Below are 15,320 nucleotides of genomic sequence, written 5' to 3'. Positions count from 1 at the left end.
ACGACGAGACCCTATGGCCAATCCCAGCGCTAGCGCCTATAACGCAGACGCCATCGAAGTCCTCTCGGGCCTTGATCCGGTCCGCAAGCGGCCGGGCATGTACACCGATACCAGCCGCCCCAACCACCTGGCCCAGGAAGTCATCGACAACAGTGTCGACGAAGCACTGGCCGGCCACGCGCGTTCGGTGCAGGTCATCCTGCATGCCGACCACTCGCTGGAAGTCAGCGACGACGGCCGCGGCATGCCGGTGGACATCCATCCGGAAGAGGGCGTGTCCGGGGTCGAGCTGATTCTCACCAAGCTGCACGCCGGCGGCAAGTTCTCCAACAAGAACTATCAGTTTTCCGGCGGCCTGCACGGGGTGGGTATCTCGGTGGTCAACGCCCTGTCGACGCAGGTGCGTGTGCGCGTCAAGCGTGACGGCAATGAGTACCAGATGACCTTTGCCGATGGCTTCAAGGCCAGCGAGCTGGAAGTGGTCGGCTCGGTCGGCAAGCGCAACACCGGCACCAGCGTGTACTTCAGCCCCGACCCGAAGTACTTCGACTCGCCCAAGTTTTCCATCAGCCGCCTCAAGCACGTGCTCAAGGCCAAGGCGGTATTGTGCCCGGGGCTGCTGGTCAGCTTCGAGGACAAGGCCAGCGGCGAAAAGGTGGAATGGCACTACGAGGATGGCCTGCGCTCCTACCTGGTCGACTCGGTCAACGAATTCCAGCGCCTGCCCGACGAGCCGTTCTGTGGCAGCCTGGCGGGTAACAAGGAAGCGGTTGACTGGGCTTTGCTGTGGCTGCCCGAAGGCGGCGACAGCATTCAGGAAAGCTACGTCAACCTGATCCCCACCGCCCAGGGCGGCACCCACGTCAACGGCCTGCGCCAAGGCTTGCTGGATGCCATGCGTGAGTTCTGCGAGTTCCGCAACTTGCTGCCGCGCGGGGTGAAGCTGGCACCGGAAGACGTTTGGGAGCGCATCACCTTCGTACTGTCGATGAAGATGCAGGACCCGCAGTTCTCCGGGCAGACCAAAGAGCGCCTGTCATCACGCGAGGCCGCCGCGTTCGTCTCCGGTGTTGTCAAGGATGCTTTCAGCCTGTGGCTCAACGCCCACCCCGAACTGGGCATGCAACTGGCAGAACTGGCCATCAGCAACGCCGGGCGCCGCCTCAAGGCCAGCAAGAAGGTCGAGCGCAAGCGCATCACCCAGGGCCCGGCATTGCCCGGCAAGCTGGCCGATTGTGCGGGCCAGGACCCGATGCGTGCCGAGTTGTTCCTGGTCGAGGGTGACTCGGCCGGTGGTTCGGCCAAGCAGGCGCGGGACAAGGAATTCCAGGCCATCCTGCCGCTGCGCGGCAAGATCCTCAACACCTGGGAAGTGGACGGTGGCGAAGTCCTGGCCAGCCAGGAAGTGCACAACATTGCTGTGGCCATTGGCGTCGATCCGGGGGCAACCGACCTTGCGCAGCTGCGCTATGGCAAGATTTGCATACTCGCCGACGCTGACTCCGATGGTCTGCACATCGCCACGCTGCTGTGTGCGCTGTTTGTTCAGCACTTCCGGGCACTGGTCGAAGCTGGGCATGTTTATGTGGCCATGCCGCCCCTGTACCGCATCGACCTGGGCAAGGAAATCTACTACGCCCTCGACGAAGCCGAACGTGACGGCATCCTCGACCGCCTGGTGGCCGAGAAGAAACGCGGCAAGCCGCAGGTAACACGCTTCAAAGGCCTGGGCGAGATGAACCCGCCGCAGTTGCGCGAAACCACCATGGACCCGAACACCCGGCGCCTGGTGCAGCTGACCCTGGACGACGTAGAAGCCACCTGCGAGCTGATGGACAAGCTGCTGGCCAAGAAGCGCGCCGGTGACCGCAAGAGTTGGCTGGAAACCAAGGGTAACCTGGCCGAGGTCATGGTTTGATTCGGCAAGTACTTGCCGTTTGCCTGACGCTGGTTGCCCTGCCTTGTCTGGCGGGCAACTGGCCAGAGCTGAAGATGACAGCCGAGCACCCGATCGACGGTATGCGCGGTGGCAACCTGTCGGGCCTGGTGGAATGCCGGGGCGGGTTGTGGGGCGTGTCCGACCGTGACGACGACCGTATCTACCGCTTCGATCAGCAGAGCCCGACCTGGCGCGCGCAGCCGCTTACCTTCACCCCGCCGGCTGTCCCTGAAAGCGGCCTGCCATGGGGGTTGAAGTCGCGCAACTGGGCGGCATCGTACATTCGCGGTGGCGAGCTGGATTTCGAAGGTATCACCTGTGATCAGGCGGGTAACCTCTATCTGGTCAGCGAGGCGCATGCCGCGGTGCTGCAATTGCCGCTGGAAGGCGAGCCGGACTGGTTGAGGATCGACTCGGCCATGGTGCGCCAGGCCCGGGCAAGCGGCATGCTGCTGAACTTCAATGCCCTGTTCGAAGGCCTGGCGATCAACCCGGCGGGTGACCGCCTGTGGCTGGCTGCCGAGCGTGAGCGCCGTGGCCTGGTGGCCATCGAGCGCCAGCAGTCGGTCTGGACCTGCGGGCGTGGTTGCGTGCTGCTGAGCGAGGCGGGGGTCGAAATGCAACCCGCACAGATGCCCAATGCCAGGGCACTGTCGCGCGACTTCGCTGACCTGGCCTGGTTCGAGGGCAAGCTATTTACCCTCGAACGTAACGCCTACCGGGTGTGCCGACGTGATGTCGACAGTGGCAAGGTTGAGCGTTGCTGGTCGTTCGCTGCAGATGCGCTGGTCGAGTCACGGCGCTACGCGCAGCCGTTTGGCCTGGCTGAAGCACTGGTGATCGATGCCAAGGGCGCCTGGATTGGCCTGGACAACAACAACGGCGCCCGTGCCGACGGTGAAACCCGCCCGGTCGTCTGGCGCTTCGACGCACCGGAAGGCGGCTGGAGCGCCAAACCATGAGCCAGGCGCCGGGCAAGCGCGCGGGCAAGTTACTGATGATCGTCGCCTGGGCGGCGGCGCTGTTTCTTGCCACGCGCTTTTTCGGCCAGTGGGAAGACAGCCAGCGTAACCCCAACCGCCAGGTGCAATCCGAGCATGGTCAAGGCTTTATCGAAGTGCGCCTGCTGAGTAATGGCCAGGGCCACTTCGTGGTGGATGGTGCCATCAACGGCCAGGTGGTGCATTTCATGCTCGACACCGGCGCCACCGACGTGGCGATCCCGGAGGCGTTGGCTCATGAACTGAGCCTGGAGCGCGGTAGCCCGGTGCTACTGAGCACCGCCAACGGCCGCACCGAAGGCTACCGCACGCGCCTGACCAGCCTGCAACTGGGCGATATCCGCCTGCAGAACGTGCGCGCCATCGTGGTGCCGGGCCTGGATGGGTCCACCGTACTGCTGGGTATGAGTGCCCTGCAACAACTTGAATTTACCCAGCGCGGTGGCACCATGCTGCTGCGCCAGAACCTGAAATGACGAGGCCCGCATGAGCGACTCACTGGAACTCAGCCTGGACGGCGTAGAACGCCGCTCGCTGGCTGACTTCACCGAACAGGCCTACCTCAACTACTCCATGTACGTGATCATGGACCGTGCCCTGCCGCACATCGGCGACGGCCTGAAGCCGGTGCAGCGACGCATCGTCTACGCCATGAGCGAGTTGGGGCTCGATGCCGATGCCAAGCACAAGAAGTCGGCACGTACCGTCGGTGACGTGCTCGGCAAGTTCCATCCCCATGGCGATTCGGCCTGCTACGAGGCCATGGTGCTGATGGCGCAGCCGTTCAGCTACCGCTACACCCTGGTCGATGGCCAGGGCAACTGGGGTGCGCCGGATGATCCGAAGTCGTTCGCCGCCATGCGCTACACCGAGGCGCGGCTGTCGCGCTACGCTGAAGTGCTGCTCAGCGAAGTCGGCCAGGGCACCGTGGACTGGGTGCCGAACTTCGATGGCACGTTGCAGGAGCCAGCCGTGCTGCCTGCGCGCCTGCCCAACATCCTGCTCAACGGTACCACTGGTATCGCCGTGGGCATGGCCACCGACGTGCCGCCGCACAACCTGCGAGAGGTGGCCAGTGCCTGTGTGCGACTGCTCGATGAGCCCAAGGCAACCGTCGAGCAGTTGTGCGAGCACATCCAGGGGCCGGATTACCCGACCGAGGCAGAGATCGTCACGCCGCGGGCTGAAATTCTCAAGATGTACGAAAGCGGCCGCGGCTCGATCCGCATGCGCGCCGTGTACCGCGTCGAGGATGGCGACATCGTCGTCACTGCGCTGCCGCACCAGGTCTCCGGGGCCAAAGTGCTGGAGCAGATTGCCGCGCAGATGCAGGCCAAGAAGCTGCCGATGGTCGCCGACCTGCGCGACGAGTCGGACCACGAGAACCCGTGCCGTATTGTCATCATCCCGCGATCCAACCGCGTCGATGTCGACGAGCTGATGCAGCACCTGTTCGCTACCACCGACCTGGAAAGCACCTATCGGGTCAACGTGAATATCATCGGCCTGGACGGCCGGCCGCAGTTGAAAAACCTGCGAACCATATTGGTGGAGTGGCTGGAATTCCGTACCAATACCGTTCGTCGCCGCCTGCAGCACCGTCTGGATAAGGTCGAGAAGCGTCTGCACCTGTTGGACGGTTTGCTCACCGCATTCCTCAACCTGGATGAAGTGATCCACATCATCCGTACTGAGGAATATCCCAAGCAGGCCCTGATCGAACGTTTCGAGCTGACCGAGATCCAGGCCGACTACATCCTCGAGACCCGCCTGCGGCAGTTGGCGCGCCTGGAAGAGATGAAGATCCGCGGTGAGCAGGATGAGTTGCTGAAAGAGCAAGCCAAGCTGCAGGCCTTGCTGGGGAGCGAGGCCAAACTGCGCAAGCTGGTGCGCAGCGAGCTGATCAAGGATGCCGAAACCTATGGCGATGATCGTCGCTCGCCGATCGTAGCGCGTGCTGAAGCCAAGGCGCTGTCGGAAAACGAGCTGATGCCGACCGAGCCCGTCACCGTGGTGCTGTCGGAGAAGGGCTGGGTGCGCTGCGCCAAGGGCCACGATATCGACGCCACTGGCCTTTCCTACAAGGCCGGCGACGGCTTCAAGGCTGCTGCTGCGGGGCGTTCCAACCAGTTTGCCGTGCTTATCGATTCCACCGGTCGCAGCTACTCGCTGGCGGCCCACAGCCTGCCATCGGCGCGTGGCCAGGGCGAGCCGCTGACTGGCCGTCTGACGCCGCCACCGGGGGCGACTTTCGAATGTGTGTTGTTGCCTGACGACGATGCGCTGTACGTGGTGGCTTCGGATGCCGGTTACGGCTTCGTGGTCAAGGGTGAAGACCTGCAGGCCAAGAACAAGGCCGGCAAGGGCTTGCTCAGCTTGCCCAACGGGGCCAAGGTCATGACCCCGCGTCCAGTGGCTGATCGCGAGCAGGACTGGTTGGCGGCGGTGACCACCGAAGGCCGCCTGCTGGTGTTCAAGGTCAGCGACTTGCCACAGCTGGGTAAAGGCAAGGGCAACAAGATCATTGGCGTGCCGGGTGACCGGGTGGCCAGCCGTGAAGAATTTGTTACCGATCTGGCCGTGATTCCCGAAGGCGCGACCCTTGTATTGCAGGCCGGCAAGCGTACCCTGTCTTTGAAGGCGGACGACCTGGAGCACTACAAGGGCGAGCGCGGTCGACGCGGCAGCAAGCTGCCACGCGGGTTCCAGCGCGTCGATGGGTTGCAGGTGGAAGTGCCGACATAACCGGTTGTAATGTCTGGAACGGCAATTTCAACGCCGTTTCGGGCAGAAATGCTGGAGTCGGACGGTTATTTCGCGGATGATATGCCCCTTGCGGTGCCGGCGTGGCCGTGTGCCCGTTTGAATCTACATGTATCACTGCGGTGTGCCTTGTGGCAGCCGCCTGGATGGGATGATGAAATTTCTGCGCCTTCCATTTGCGCTGTTGATGACTGGCCTGCTGGGCCTTGGCGGGTGCACCATGCATCAGCCGGTTGCCCTGTATCAGCTCGACAGTGGTGATCCTGGCCAGCCGTCGCAGAGTGCGGGCATGGCCGTGGTGCTCGGCCCGGTATCGGTGGCCGATTACCTTCAGCGTGAGACATTCCTGCAGCGTCAACCTGATGGCAGCCTGAGCGCGGCGACCGATGGTCGTTGGGCTGGCAGCCTTTCATCGGATATCGACCAGCTGCTGGTGCGTCAACTGGCTTGGCGTCTGGACAGCCAACGCGTAGTACTGGCCCCGGCGACTGCAGGCTTCAGCCCGGACGTGCAAGTGCTGTTGTCGATTACACGCCTGGACTCGGGCAAGAACCAGCCGGCCATCCTGGATGCCCAGTGGCGTCTGCTTGACCGCCGTGGCCATGTGCGTGACAACCGTATCATCCACCTCGAGCAGCAGCACGAGGGCAGTGAGTCGTCGCAGGTACAGGCTCAGGGCCAACTGCTGCAGAAGCTGGCCGAACAGCTGAGCACAGCGGTGAAGCCGCTGGCCAACCAGCCGGCGATTGCCGAAGAGGCACCGAAAAAGCCCGCTGCACCGACGCAGGTGAAGAAGGGGCCGGAGAAACCCAAAATCCCGATGGCCTCGCCGATTCGCACCGATATGGAAGTTTATCGGTTCTGATCAAATGGCCAGATACGACAAAGCCCGCATTCGCTGCGGGCTTTTTTGTATCTGCCGGTCTCCGTAGGAGCGGGTTTACCCGCGAAGAGGCCGGCCCTGCTGGCCAATTTCTACCTGCCGTTCACCGTTGCCGCCGCCACCGTATTCGCGGGTAAACCCGCTCCTACACCTGATCGGGGGGGACACACATCGGAGGTTTAACACAGGCCGCCGTAGGGGCGGGTTTACCCGCGAAGAGGCCAGGCCTGTTGGCCAATTTCCACCCGCCGTTCACCGTTGCCGCCGCTACCGTATTCGCGGGTAAACCCGCTCCTACCGGGGGGCGCTATTGGCTGCATCTTGCGCCAGGCAGGTGGTCGCAAGGAACCAGCCTGGCACAAGACATGCGCTGTAGATGCAGCGTATGCCTGTCAGGCGCGGTGCTCATGCATGCGCGCCAGTTGCCGTTCCAGCATTGACGGGTAGGGCTCCATCAGTCGCTCCACACAGCAGGCGCCTTCGGGGCTGGCGATCGGGCGAATACGCGCACGCTGGCGAATCAGGGCGTCATCGTTGATCTGCCGCTCCACCAGCAACAGGTTACGGCTGTGCTGCGACAGTGCCAGGGCATCCTGGACCTTCTCGGCCATCAGCAGGTCAACCAGTTCCAGCCCATGCAGGTCGTTGCCCAAGACCAGGCCTAGCTGCAGTTGCAGGGTAATGCCGCTGTCAGCTACCTCAATCTGCAGGGCGTGGCCCAGGGCGCGCAACAGTTCGCCACAGCAAATGGCGTTGGTCAGGTAGTCCTCGCCACACTCGCGGCTGTGGAACAGCACCAAGGTGCTGCCGTCGTTCAGCGTGTGGGTTTCACCGTCGTAGAGCGAGGCTGCGTGCTCCAGGCAATCGCGGTAGCGCTCGGTCAGCTCGGCCAGGCGTGTGCGTGGCAGGCGACGCAGTTGCTCCTGCGAGCCCAGCTGCACGGCAAGTACGGCGCTGTACTGCGGTTCGTCGGACTCGACCTCTGCGGCGGCCTTGGGTGCAGTGTCGTCGTCCAACAGGCCGGCGAAGGCCTCGTCGTCATCCTCGTCTTCCAGGGCAGCCTTGGCGCGCGGTACGGCCTTGGGTGCCGGGGCAGCGGCGGGCAGGTCGTCGAACTGCTCGTCGTCTTCTTCCTCAGGCTCCGGCTCCGGGGGCGGAGGCGGGGCCAGGCGTGCATGCAGCTGGCGGGCGATGTCGCCAATTTCGTCCTGGCGGTCGGTGGCCGGGGTATAGGGCTGCGGGTCGCGCAGCCATACCCGCAGCTGCAGCAGTGGCAGGGTGATGAAGCGGCCCTGACGCAAGCTGAGGGCCAAGGCCAGGGCCAGCAGGATAGCGGCCAGAATGCCCATGCTCTGCAGGCTGATCAGCATCGGTTGCTGGAACTGGCTCATGTCCAGGCTTATGCGCAGCTGCCCGGCCGTCACGTCCTGGAACGTGATTTTGGTCTGGTACAGGCCTTCGGCCTCGCCCAGCAGGCTGTTGCGCGGGCGCTGGCCGGCTTCGGCGAGGATGCGGTTATCCACGCTGTAGATTGCCGCATGGGCCACCAGCGGGTTTTTAACCAGGTTGCCCAGTAGCACGTTGAGGCTGAGGATGTCATTGGACACCAGCAGCTCGGTTGCCGATGTGGCCGTCTGGGTGGTCAGGCTCTGGCCCAAGGCATCGGCCTGCTCATGCATGGCCTGCTTGAACTGCAGGCCCATCACGCAGGCGTAGATCACCAGCGCCAGCGCCACCAGGAAAATGTTGGTGCAGGCGATGCGCAGTGCCAGCGGCACGCGACGTTGACTCAGGGCGCGATAGATCATCAGGAAGAAATTGTCTGGTTTGACTGGCGTGGGCCGGTTCACAGAGCTCGGCTCTTAATGGCATGAAAGTGGGGGGAGTATAGCGAGCCGGGTTTTGTCGGCAAAGTATCGTTGGCGCCCGATGGTCATGGAAAATCGGTAGAATGCGCATTTTTCATCGAAGTCGGAGCCAGGTTGTGCGCGAAATCGTCCTGATCAACATCACCGGTGAGGACCGTCCCGGTCTCACTGCGGCTATCACCGGCGTCCTGCTGCAGGGCGGTGTGAGTATCCTCGACATCGGCCTGGCGGTCATGCACGGCACCTTGTCGTTTGGCATCCTGGTCGACATCCCGGACAACGAAGTGGCTACCGCGCTGTTGCAAAGCGTGCAGGCCAAAGCCCACGAACTGAACCTGCAGGCCCGTTACACGCCAATTTCCGAGGCGGACTACCAGCATTGGGCCGATGGGCATGGCGAAGCCCGACACATCGTTACCCTGCTCAGCCGCAAGATCACTCCCGAGCAGTTGCAGCGGGTGAGTGCGGTGATCAGCCAGTACGGCCTGACCATCGAGCGTATAGAGCGCCTGTCGGCCCGGGTGGCACTGGATGCTGAAATCGACAAGGGCAAGGCAGCCGTCGAGATCTCCGTGCGTGGCGTGCCGAGCGATGCCCAGGCCCTGCGTGCCGACTTCTTTGCCCTGGCTGAAGAGCTGAGCGTCGACATCGCCTTCCAGAAGGACGATCTGTTCCGCCGCAACCGCCGCCTGGCGGTGTTCGACATGGACTCCACGCTGATCGAGGCCGAAGTCATCGACGAACTGGCCAAGGCGGCGGGTGTGGGTGAGCAGGTGGCGGCGATCACCGAGCGCGCCATGCGCGGTGAACTGGACTTCCGCGCCAGCTTCAAAGAGCGCATGGCGCTGCTCAAGGGCCTGGATGTGGGGGTGCTGGACGAGATCGGGGCATCGCTGCGCCTGACCGAGGGTGCCGAGAACCTGTTTGCCGAGCTCAAGCGCCTGGGATACAAAACCGCGATTCTGTCCGGTGGCTTTACCTACTTCGCTCGTCAGGTGCAGGCGCGCCTGGGTATCGACTATGTATTCGCCAACGAACTTGAAGTGGTCGATGGCAAGGTGACCGGCGTGGCTGTTGAGCCGATTGTCGATGCCCAGCGCAAGGCCGATTTGTTGAAGAAGCTGGCCAGTGACGAAGGCTTGCAACTGGAGCAGACCATCGCCGTGGGCGATGGCGCCAATGACCTGCCGATGCTGTCGCTGGCCGGGTTGGGCGTAGCGTTTCGTGCCAAGCCGCTGGTGCGCCAGTCGGCCAAGCAGGCGATTTCCACCTTGGGGCTGGACGGGGTGCTGTATCTGCTGGGCCTGCGTGATCGCGACGCCCGCGGCTGATCCGTGAATCCGGGGCCGCAGGGCGGCCCAACGAAAAAGGCCCTGCATATGCAGGGCCTTTTTCATATGGCTCGAATCAAGCCTGCACAGGCGCCGCCAGCTGCTGCCCCATGCGCACTGCAGAGCCCGCACCCAGGCTCTCAGCCCACTTCACCTGCTCCGGCCCGAACAGCACGATGGCGGTCGAACCCAGCTTGAAGCGGCCTAGTTCGGCACCTTTCTCCAGGTGGATCGGCGTGCGGCTGGCTTCGTCGTAACGGAAGGTCTTCAGCTCACGTTTGGGCGGCGTGACCAGCCCGGCCCAGACCGTTTCGATCGAGGCGACGATCATCGCGCCGACCAGTACCACAGCCATTGGCCCACGCTCTGTATCGAACAGGCAGACCACGCGCTCGTTGCGAGCGAACAGCTCGGGGACATTCTCTGCGGTGGTCTGGTTGACCGAGAACAGGCGGCCCGGCACATAGACCATTTCGCGCAGGGTGCCGGCCAGCGGCATGTGCACGCGGTGGTAGTCCTTGGGCGACAGGTAGATGGTGGCAAACTCGCCGCCCATGAACGGCGCGGCCATGGCCGGATCACCGCCCAGCAGCTCTTGCGCGCTGAAACCGTGGCCTTTGGCCTGGAAGATACGGCCGTGCTCGATCGGGCCGAGCTGGCTGACCGCACCGTCGGCCGGGCACAGGATGGCGCCCGGGGTTTCGTCCAGCGGACGGGCGCCAGGTTTCAGGGCGCGGGTGAAGAACGCATTGAAGTGCTCGTAAGCACTCAGGTCTTCGACCAGCGCCTCGCTCATGTTGACCTGGTAGCGCTTGGCGAACCATGCGGTGAAGGCGTTCTTGAACCAGCGCACGCGGCACTCGGCGATGCAGCCGGCCAGCCGCGACAGCAGGTGGTGCGGCAGCAGGTACTGGCTGATGATGAACAGACGGGATTTCATGCAGGTTCCTTAGACTTCTACAGGCGTGTCCGGGTGGTTGCCCCATTCGCTCCACGAGCCGGCGTAGGCCTTGACGCGTGGGTAGCCGAGGGCCTTTGCCACCAGGTAAGTGAAACCGGAGCGGCGGTGGGTCTGGCAGTGGGTGATCACCTCTTTGTCAGGGGTGATGCCCAGTTGCTCGAGGACTTGTTTGATGTCCTGGCGAATGCGCAGGTGGTCGTTGAGGTCCATGCCGGCGGTCCACTCGAAGTTGATCGCGCCGGGGATGTGGCCGCCTTTGGCTGCCAGCACTTTTTCGCCGCTGAATTCCTGCGGGCCGCGCGCGTCCCAGATGACCAGGTCATCGGCGCCCAGGCGGCTTTGCAGGTACTCGCGGGTGGCTGTGGGTGCGGCGTCGATGTGCAGACGGACCGGGGCGTTGCCACTGGCAGGCACTTCGGTGGATAGTTTGTCTGCCGGCCAGGCCTGGATACCGCCATTGAGGTAGTGGTAGCGCTTGTGGCCGATGACATCGAGCAGCCAGATGAAGCGCCCGGCCCAGCCGCCGCCTTCATCGTCGTACACCACATACACGGCATCGGCGCGGTGGCCGAGTTCGCTGAACAATTTTTCGAGCTCGCCCAGGGCTGGCAGCAGGCCGGGCGCCGGGGGCTGGCCGAGCTGGGTGCGCTTGCCTTCGACGAAGCGCGCGCCGGGGATATGCCCGCTGACATAGCGGTTGGCGCTGCTCAGGTCGACCAGGATCAGCTGCGGCGAATCCAGGCGTGGCAGCAGGTCTGCAGCTTCGATCACCAGGGGCAGGCCGGAAAAGTCGGTCATCCACGGTCTCCAGTGTGGAAAGAGGGGCGATTGTAGCGCAAGGCTCAACCCTTGCGGTTGGTAAACACCGACAAGGCCCGCTCGATGCATTGCGCGGTCTTGCCGAAGGCTTGCACGCTGATATCGGCCAAAGGCCGGCAGCCCTGGTCGGCCACCAGCAGCATCAGCACCTGGTCGTTCGCAGCCAGCGAGCGAAGCAGTACATGTTCGCTGCGGAACAAGGTGCGCAGCGGGGCGGGCAACAGCGCCGAGAACTGGCTGTGGTTTTCCGGTGTGATGCGCAGCTGCCCGGCCTGACTCAGCAGCTTTTGCAGCAACTTGTTCTGCGATACCTGCAGGGCCAGAGCACCGGCCTCCTTGGGCAGGCCGGCAATTTGCTGCACGCGCAGGTAGTCGCTGGCTTTGTCCAGGCTAAGCAGCATGATGCGTTGCATGCCACAGGCCAGCAGGGCTTCTTGGGCCTGAGTGGCCAGGTGCACGGCGTTGGTGAACGGGCTGGGTTGGGCCAGCAGGTGCTGGCACAGCGTGCGCCAGCGTGCCAGGTCGTCGCTGCTGGGCGGTGGCGGGGCCAGCATGTCCGGGTGAGGGCGGCGTTGGTGCCACGGCCAGATCAAGGCCTCGGCCGGGTGGAACAGGGCGTGCCTGGCGTGGCGGCGGGCGCTGGCGGCAGCCTGCTGGTGCACCTGCTGCTGCACGTCTTCCAGCGAGGTTTGCAGGTACAGCGCGGTCAGCAGTTGCCAGCGCAGCAGGTGCGGGTTGTCCCAGCCGACCTGTGCCGCTAGGGCCAGGTTGTTGGCCAGCAGTACGGTATTGGCCGGCTGGTTGAACCAGCGCCGCAGGCCGGGCTCGGCGTCCAGGCGGTGTTGCTGGCTGAGCAAGTCTTCGTCGCGGGCGATATTCAGCACCAGGGCCAGTTGCTCGCGCTCTTCCAGCAGCAGGCGATAACCCTGGGTGACCCACTGGGGCAGGCGCCAATACTCGGCCATGGTCTGGCACAGCGCCATGATGCGCACGCCAAACAGTTCTTCCTCGACGTGGGCGGCGTCTTCACCTTTGTGGATAACCCGCAGCTCCCAAGTGTCGAGCAGCTTGGGGTAGGCCAGTGCCAGTGGCCAGAGCGGCGACAGGAACAGCAGGCTGCCCCAGTGAATCTCTTGCCACAGCCGTGCCAGGCGGCTGGCGAACAGGCCGCTGGCCTGCTGTGCCGCATGCTGGCTGATCATCTGGAACTGGCACAGTACCGGCGGAATTTCCTCCACGGGCAGCGCCGGCAGGCGTTTGAGAAGCTGCTCGCTGCGCTCCAGGCCCAGGCGGTTGAGAGCGACCTCCAGGCTTTCGGCGGGTTCGGCGAGGCTGGCATTGGTGGGGTGATTGGCTTCGCGCATCACTGACAGCACCAGTGCCGGGCTATCCTGCATCAGTTCGGCGATGTCGCGCAGCGAGCGGCGGCTATCGTGGATGGCAGCCATGACCCGGTCGTAGCTGTGCTTCGGCACGGGGATGCGAACACTCTCGAGCAGCTTTACCCAGGCCTCTAGCGTACGCGGGGCCTGAGTGGGCACCTTGGTTTCAATTGGCATTTTGACATCAGTCCGAACTGGCTTTTCGCATTGAGTGGCTATAGTCTGGCGCAGTTCTGCCGATAAGTAGAAGAAGAGTTTTAAAGCTCCCGTCTCTTCCCCTGACCACGACAGCAAGTGCTTTGAACCTATGGCTAAAATTATCGGCATCATCGTCGTATTCGCGAGCGTGCTCGGCGGCTACGTGCTCTCCCACGGCAAGATCGCAGCGCTGATCCAGCCGTTCGAAGTACTGATCATCGGCGGTGCGGCCTTTGGTGCATTCCTGCAGGCCAACCCTGGCCACATGACCATGCACGTCATCAAGAAGTCGATGAAGATGTTCGGCTCGCGCTTCAGCCATGCCTTCTACCTGGAGGTGCTGGGCCTCGTTTACGAAATCCTCAACAAGAGCCGTCGCGAAGGCATGATGGCCATCGAGGCCGACATCGAGGACGCCGCTGCCAGCCCGATCTTCGCCAAGTACCCGACGGTACTGGCCGATGAGCGCATGACCGCGTTCGTCTGCGATTACCTGCGCATCATGTCCACCGGCAACATGGCCCCGCACGAGCTCGAGGGCCTGTTCGACATGGAACTGCTGAGCATGAAGGAAGAGCTGGAGCACCCGTCCCACGCGGTGACCGGCATCGCCGACGGTATGCCCGGCTTCGGTATCGTTGCGGCGGTACTGGGTATCGTGGTGACCATGGCCTCGCTGGGCGATGGCGATCAGGCGGCCATCGGCATGCACGTAGGTGCGGCGCTGGTGGGTACCTTTTTCGGTATTCTGGCGGCTTACGGTTTCTTCGGCCCTTTGGCCAAGTGCCTGGAGCACGATGCCAAGGAAGAACTGAACCTCTACGAATCGATCAAGGCTTCGCTGGTGGCCTCGGCGTCGGGCATGCCACCTTCGCTGGCGGTCGAGTTCGGGCGCAAGGTGCTGTACCCCAAGCACCGCCCAAGCTTCGCCGAACTGGAACAAGCGGTTCGCGGTCGCTGAGTCATGGAGAACAATCAGCCCATCATCGTCAAGCGCGTCAAGCGCTTTGGCGGCGGCCACCATGGTGGCGCCTGGAAAATCGCCTTTGCCGACTTCGCCACGGCGATGATGGCGTTCTTCCTGGTGCTGTGGCTGTTGTCCACGGCCACGCCTGAGCAGAAGATCGCCATTGCCGGCTACTTCCAGGACCCTATTGGTTTCTCCGAGAGTGGCACGCCTTATGTCATCGACCTGGGGGGTTCACCGGAGATGGCGCCGGACAAAACCATCAATCCGGAAGTGAAGACCGAGCCGACGCAGCAGTCCCCCACTCAGCTGAGCAAGGACCAGGTCGAGACCATGGCCGAGCAGGTCGAGCGCGAGCGTCTGGAGCTTTTGCTGCAGGAACTGCAGAACAAGGTGGAAGAGAACCCACAGCTGCAGAAGTTCAAGGACCAGATCCTGTTCGAGATCACCCAGGACGGCCTGCGCATCCAGATCATGGATGCCGAGAACCGGTCGATGTTCGACATCGGTAGCGCGCGCCTGCAGCCTTACTTCGAAGATATCCTGCTGGCCATGGCTGACACCATCAAGGCGGTGCCGAACAAGATCAGCATCAGCGGCCATACCGATGCCAAGCCGTATGCTGGCACTGGCGAATACGGTAACTGGGAGCTGTCGGCCAACCGCGCCAACGCCGCGCGGCGTGCCCTGGTGGCGGGTGGTTACCCGGATGGCCAGGTGGCACGGGTGGTGGGGTACGCCTCGTCGTCACTATTCGACCGCAAGGACCCGTTCAACCCGGTCAACCGCCGTATCGACATCATCGTGCTGACCAAGAAAGCCCAGCGCAATATCGAAGGTGAGCAAGGGGCGCCGGAAACGCCGCCAGCTGCGCCAACTGCACCTGCAGCGCCAGCCAGTGGTGCTGCGCCAGGGGCTTCGGCACCGGCTGACCCAGGGGCAACTGAACAGCCACCGATGCAACCGCGCGAGCTGCGCCAGAAGCTGAACATCTTTGAAGATGGCACGCTGAAGATGGATGAAGCCAAGGAGCAGTAAGCGGCTTTTTGGTGCGGGCAACTGTGCTACCCAACACCTGAACGCTGGCGCGATCACTGTAGGAGCGGGTTTACCCGCGAAGCCTCCAGTGCGGTGAATGGCACCGGCGTTGCCGGTGTTCGCGGCTAAAGCCGCTCCTACAAGGGATCGCGGCAACTTTCATTTCGAGC

At 63.3% G+C, this 15,320-nt stretch carries 12 protein-coding genes; 8 read left to right on the top strand and 4 right to left on the bottom strand.

Annotation, left to right across the window (positions count from 1 at the left end):
• The first annotated feature begins 13 nt into the window (after nucleotides 1-13).
• The 5 genes from parE to FQ668_RS23865 all read left to right on the top strand — a co-directional run bounded on the left by parE (nucleotide 14) and on the right by FQ668_RS23865 (nucleotide 6,568).
• Nucleotides 14-1,918, top strand: a complete 1,905-nt coding sequence (parE, locus tag FQ668_RS23885) for a DNA topoisomerase IV subunit B (protein WP_003249486.1) — start codon at nucleotides 14-16, stop codon at nucleotides 1,916-1,918.
• Nucleotides 1,915-2,901 carry an esterase-like activity of phytase family protein gene (locus FQ668_RS23880; RefSeq protein WP_014592604.1) on the top strand — a complete coding sequence of 329 codons (987 nt, stop codon included), beginning with the start codon at nucleotides 1,915-1,917 and terminating at the stop codon, nucleotides 2,899-2,901. Before parE ends, FQ668_RS23880 begins: the two co-directional genes overlap by 4 nt.
• Nucleotides 2,898-3,416: a TIGR02281 family clan AA aspartic protease gene (locus tag FQ668_RS23875; RefSeq protein ID WP_010955495.1), complete on the top strand. Its 519-nt coding sequence runs from the start codon at nucleotides 2,898-2,900 to the stop codon at nucleotides 3,414-3,416. Before FQ668_RS23880 ends, FQ668_RS23875 begins: the two co-directional genes overlap by 4 nt.
• A 10-nt stretch (nucleotides 3,417-3,426) precedes the next feature.
• Nucleotides 3,427-5,685 (top strand): DNA topoisomerase IV subunit A, encoded by a 2,259-nt coding sequence (gene parC, locus FQ668_RS23870; protein ID WP_014592603.1) that lies wholly within the window; start codon nucleotides 3,427-3,429, stop codon nucleotides 5,683-5,685.
• Nucleotides 5,686-5,857: 172 nt separating this feature from the next.
• Nucleotides 5,858-6,568: a membrane integrity-associated transporter subunit PqiC gene (locus FQ668_RS23865; protein WP_019437569.1), complete on the top strand. Its 711-nt coding sequence runs from the start codon at nucleotides 5,858-5,860 to the stop codon at nucleotides 6,566-6,568.
• Nucleotides 6,569-6,978: 410 nt separating this feature from the next.
• On the opposite strand, the gene FQ668_RS23855 is transcribed toward FQ668_RS23865, so the two are convergent.
• Nucleotides 6,979-8,436, bottom strand: coding sequence for an AhpA/YtjB family protein (locus FQ668_RS23855; protein ID WP_004576414.1), 1,458 nt, complete (start codon nucleotides 8,434-8,436; stop codon nucleotides 6,979-6,981).
• A gap of 134 nt (nucleotides 8,437-8,570) precedes the next feature.
• Here FQ668_RS23855 and serB point away from each other — a divergent pair, with 134 nt between their 5' ends.
• Complete coding sequence (gene serB / locus FQ668_RS23850) at nucleotides 8,571-9,785, top strand: phosphoserine phosphatase SerB (protein WP_019437570.1); 1,215 nt, start codon at nucleotides 8,571-8,573, stop codon at nucleotides 9,783-9,785.
• Nucleotides 9,786-9,861: 76 nt separating this feature from the next.
• Here serB and asd read toward each other — a convergent pair whose 3' ends face one another.
• The 3 genes from asd to FQ668_RS23835 are packed head-to-tail and all read right to left on the bottom strand — an operon-like array spanning nucleotide 9,862 to nucleotide 13,124.
• Nucleotides 9,862-10,725 (bottom strand): archaetidylserine decarboxylase, encoded by an 864-nt coding sequence (gene asd, locus FQ668_RS23845; protein WP_003249501.1) that lies wholly within the window; start codon nucleotides 10,723-10,725, stop codon nucleotides 9,862-9,864.
• 9 nt (nucleotides 10,726-10,734) lie between these two features.
• Nucleotides 10,735-11,544: a rhodanese-like domain-containing protein gene (locus FQ668_RS23840; RefSeq protein WP_053868173.1), complete on the bottom strand. Its 810-nt coding sequence runs from the start codon at nucleotides 11,542-11,544 to the stop codon at nucleotides 10,735-10,737.
• Nucleotides 11,545-11,588: 44 nt separating this feature from the next.
• Nucleotides 11,589-13,124, bottom strand: coding sequence for an HDOD domain-containing protein (locus tag FQ668_RS23835; protein ID WP_014592601.1), 1,536 nt, complete (start codon nucleotides 13,122-13,124; stop codon nucleotides 11,589-11,591).
• Between the two features lie 130 nt (nucleotides 13,125-13,254).
• Between FQ668_RS23835 and motA the strand changes: the two genes are divergently transcribed.
• Nucleotides 13,255-14,106: a flagellar motor stator protein MotA gene (gene motA / locus FQ668_RS23830; RefSeq protein ID WP_003249507.1), complete on the top strand. Its 852-nt coding sequence runs from the start codon at nucleotides 13,255-13,257 to the stop codon at nucleotides 14,104-14,106.
• A 3-nt stretch (nucleotides 14,107-14,109) separates the two neighbouring features.
• On the top strand, nucleotides 14,110-15,150 hold the full coding sequence (gene motB / locus FQ668_RS23825) for a flagellar motor protein MotB (protein ID WP_144180701.1): 1,041 nt from the start codon (nucleotides 14,110-14,112) through the stop codon (nucleotides 15,148-15,150).
• The last annotated feature ends 170 nt before the right edge of the window (nucleotides 15,151-15,320 follow it).

Origin of the sequence: Pseudomonas sp. Kh14 (assembly GCF_900291005.1) — a bacterium.
GTDB classification, from domain to species: domain Bacteria; phylum Pseudomonadota; class Gammaproteobacteria; order Pseudomonadales; family Pseudomonadaceae; genus Aquipseudomonas; species Aquipseudomonas alloputida.
Note: the sequence above shows the minus strand (reverse complement) of the source record. Positions and strands in the feature narration are given on the sequence as shown.

Excerpts from the sequence above, each read along its gene's own strand:
- parE (WP_003249486.1), top strand. The coding sequence starts at position 14 with ATGGCCAATCCCAGCGCTAGCGCCTATAACGCAGACGCCATCGAAGTC.
- FQ668_RS23875 (WP_010955495.1), top strand. The coding sequence starts at position 2,898 with ATGAGCCAGGCGCCGGGCAAGCGCGCGGGCAAGTTACTGATGATCGTC.
- parC (WP_014592603.1), top strand. The coding sequence starts at position 3,427 with ATGAGCGACTCACTGGAACTCAGCCTGGACGGCGTAGAACGCCGCTCG.
- FQ668_RS23865 (WP_019437569.1), top strand. The coding sequence starts at position 5,858 with ATGAAATTTCTGCGCCTTCCATTTGCGCTGTTGATGACTGGCCTGCTG.
- asd (WP_003249501.1), bottom strand. The coding sequence starts at position 10,725 with ATGAAATCCCGTCTGTTCATCATCAGCCAGTACCTGCTGCCGCACCAC.
- FQ668_RS23840 (WP_053868173.1), bottom strand. The coding sequence starts at position 11,544 with ATGACCGACTTTTCCGGCCTGCCCCTGGTGATCGAAGCTGCAGACCTG.
- FQ668_RS23835 (WP_014592601.1), bottom strand. The coding sequence starts at position 13,124 with ATGCCAATTGAAACCAAGGTGCCCACTCAGGCCCCGCGTACGCTAGAG.
- motA (WP_003249507.1), top strand. The coding sequence starts at position 13,255 with ATGGCTAAAATTATCGGCATCATCGTCGTATTCGCGAGCGTGCTCGGC.
- motB (WP_144180701.1), top strand. The coding sequence starts at position 14,110 with ATGGAGAACAATCAGCCCATCATCGTCAAGCGCGTCAAGCGCTTTGGC.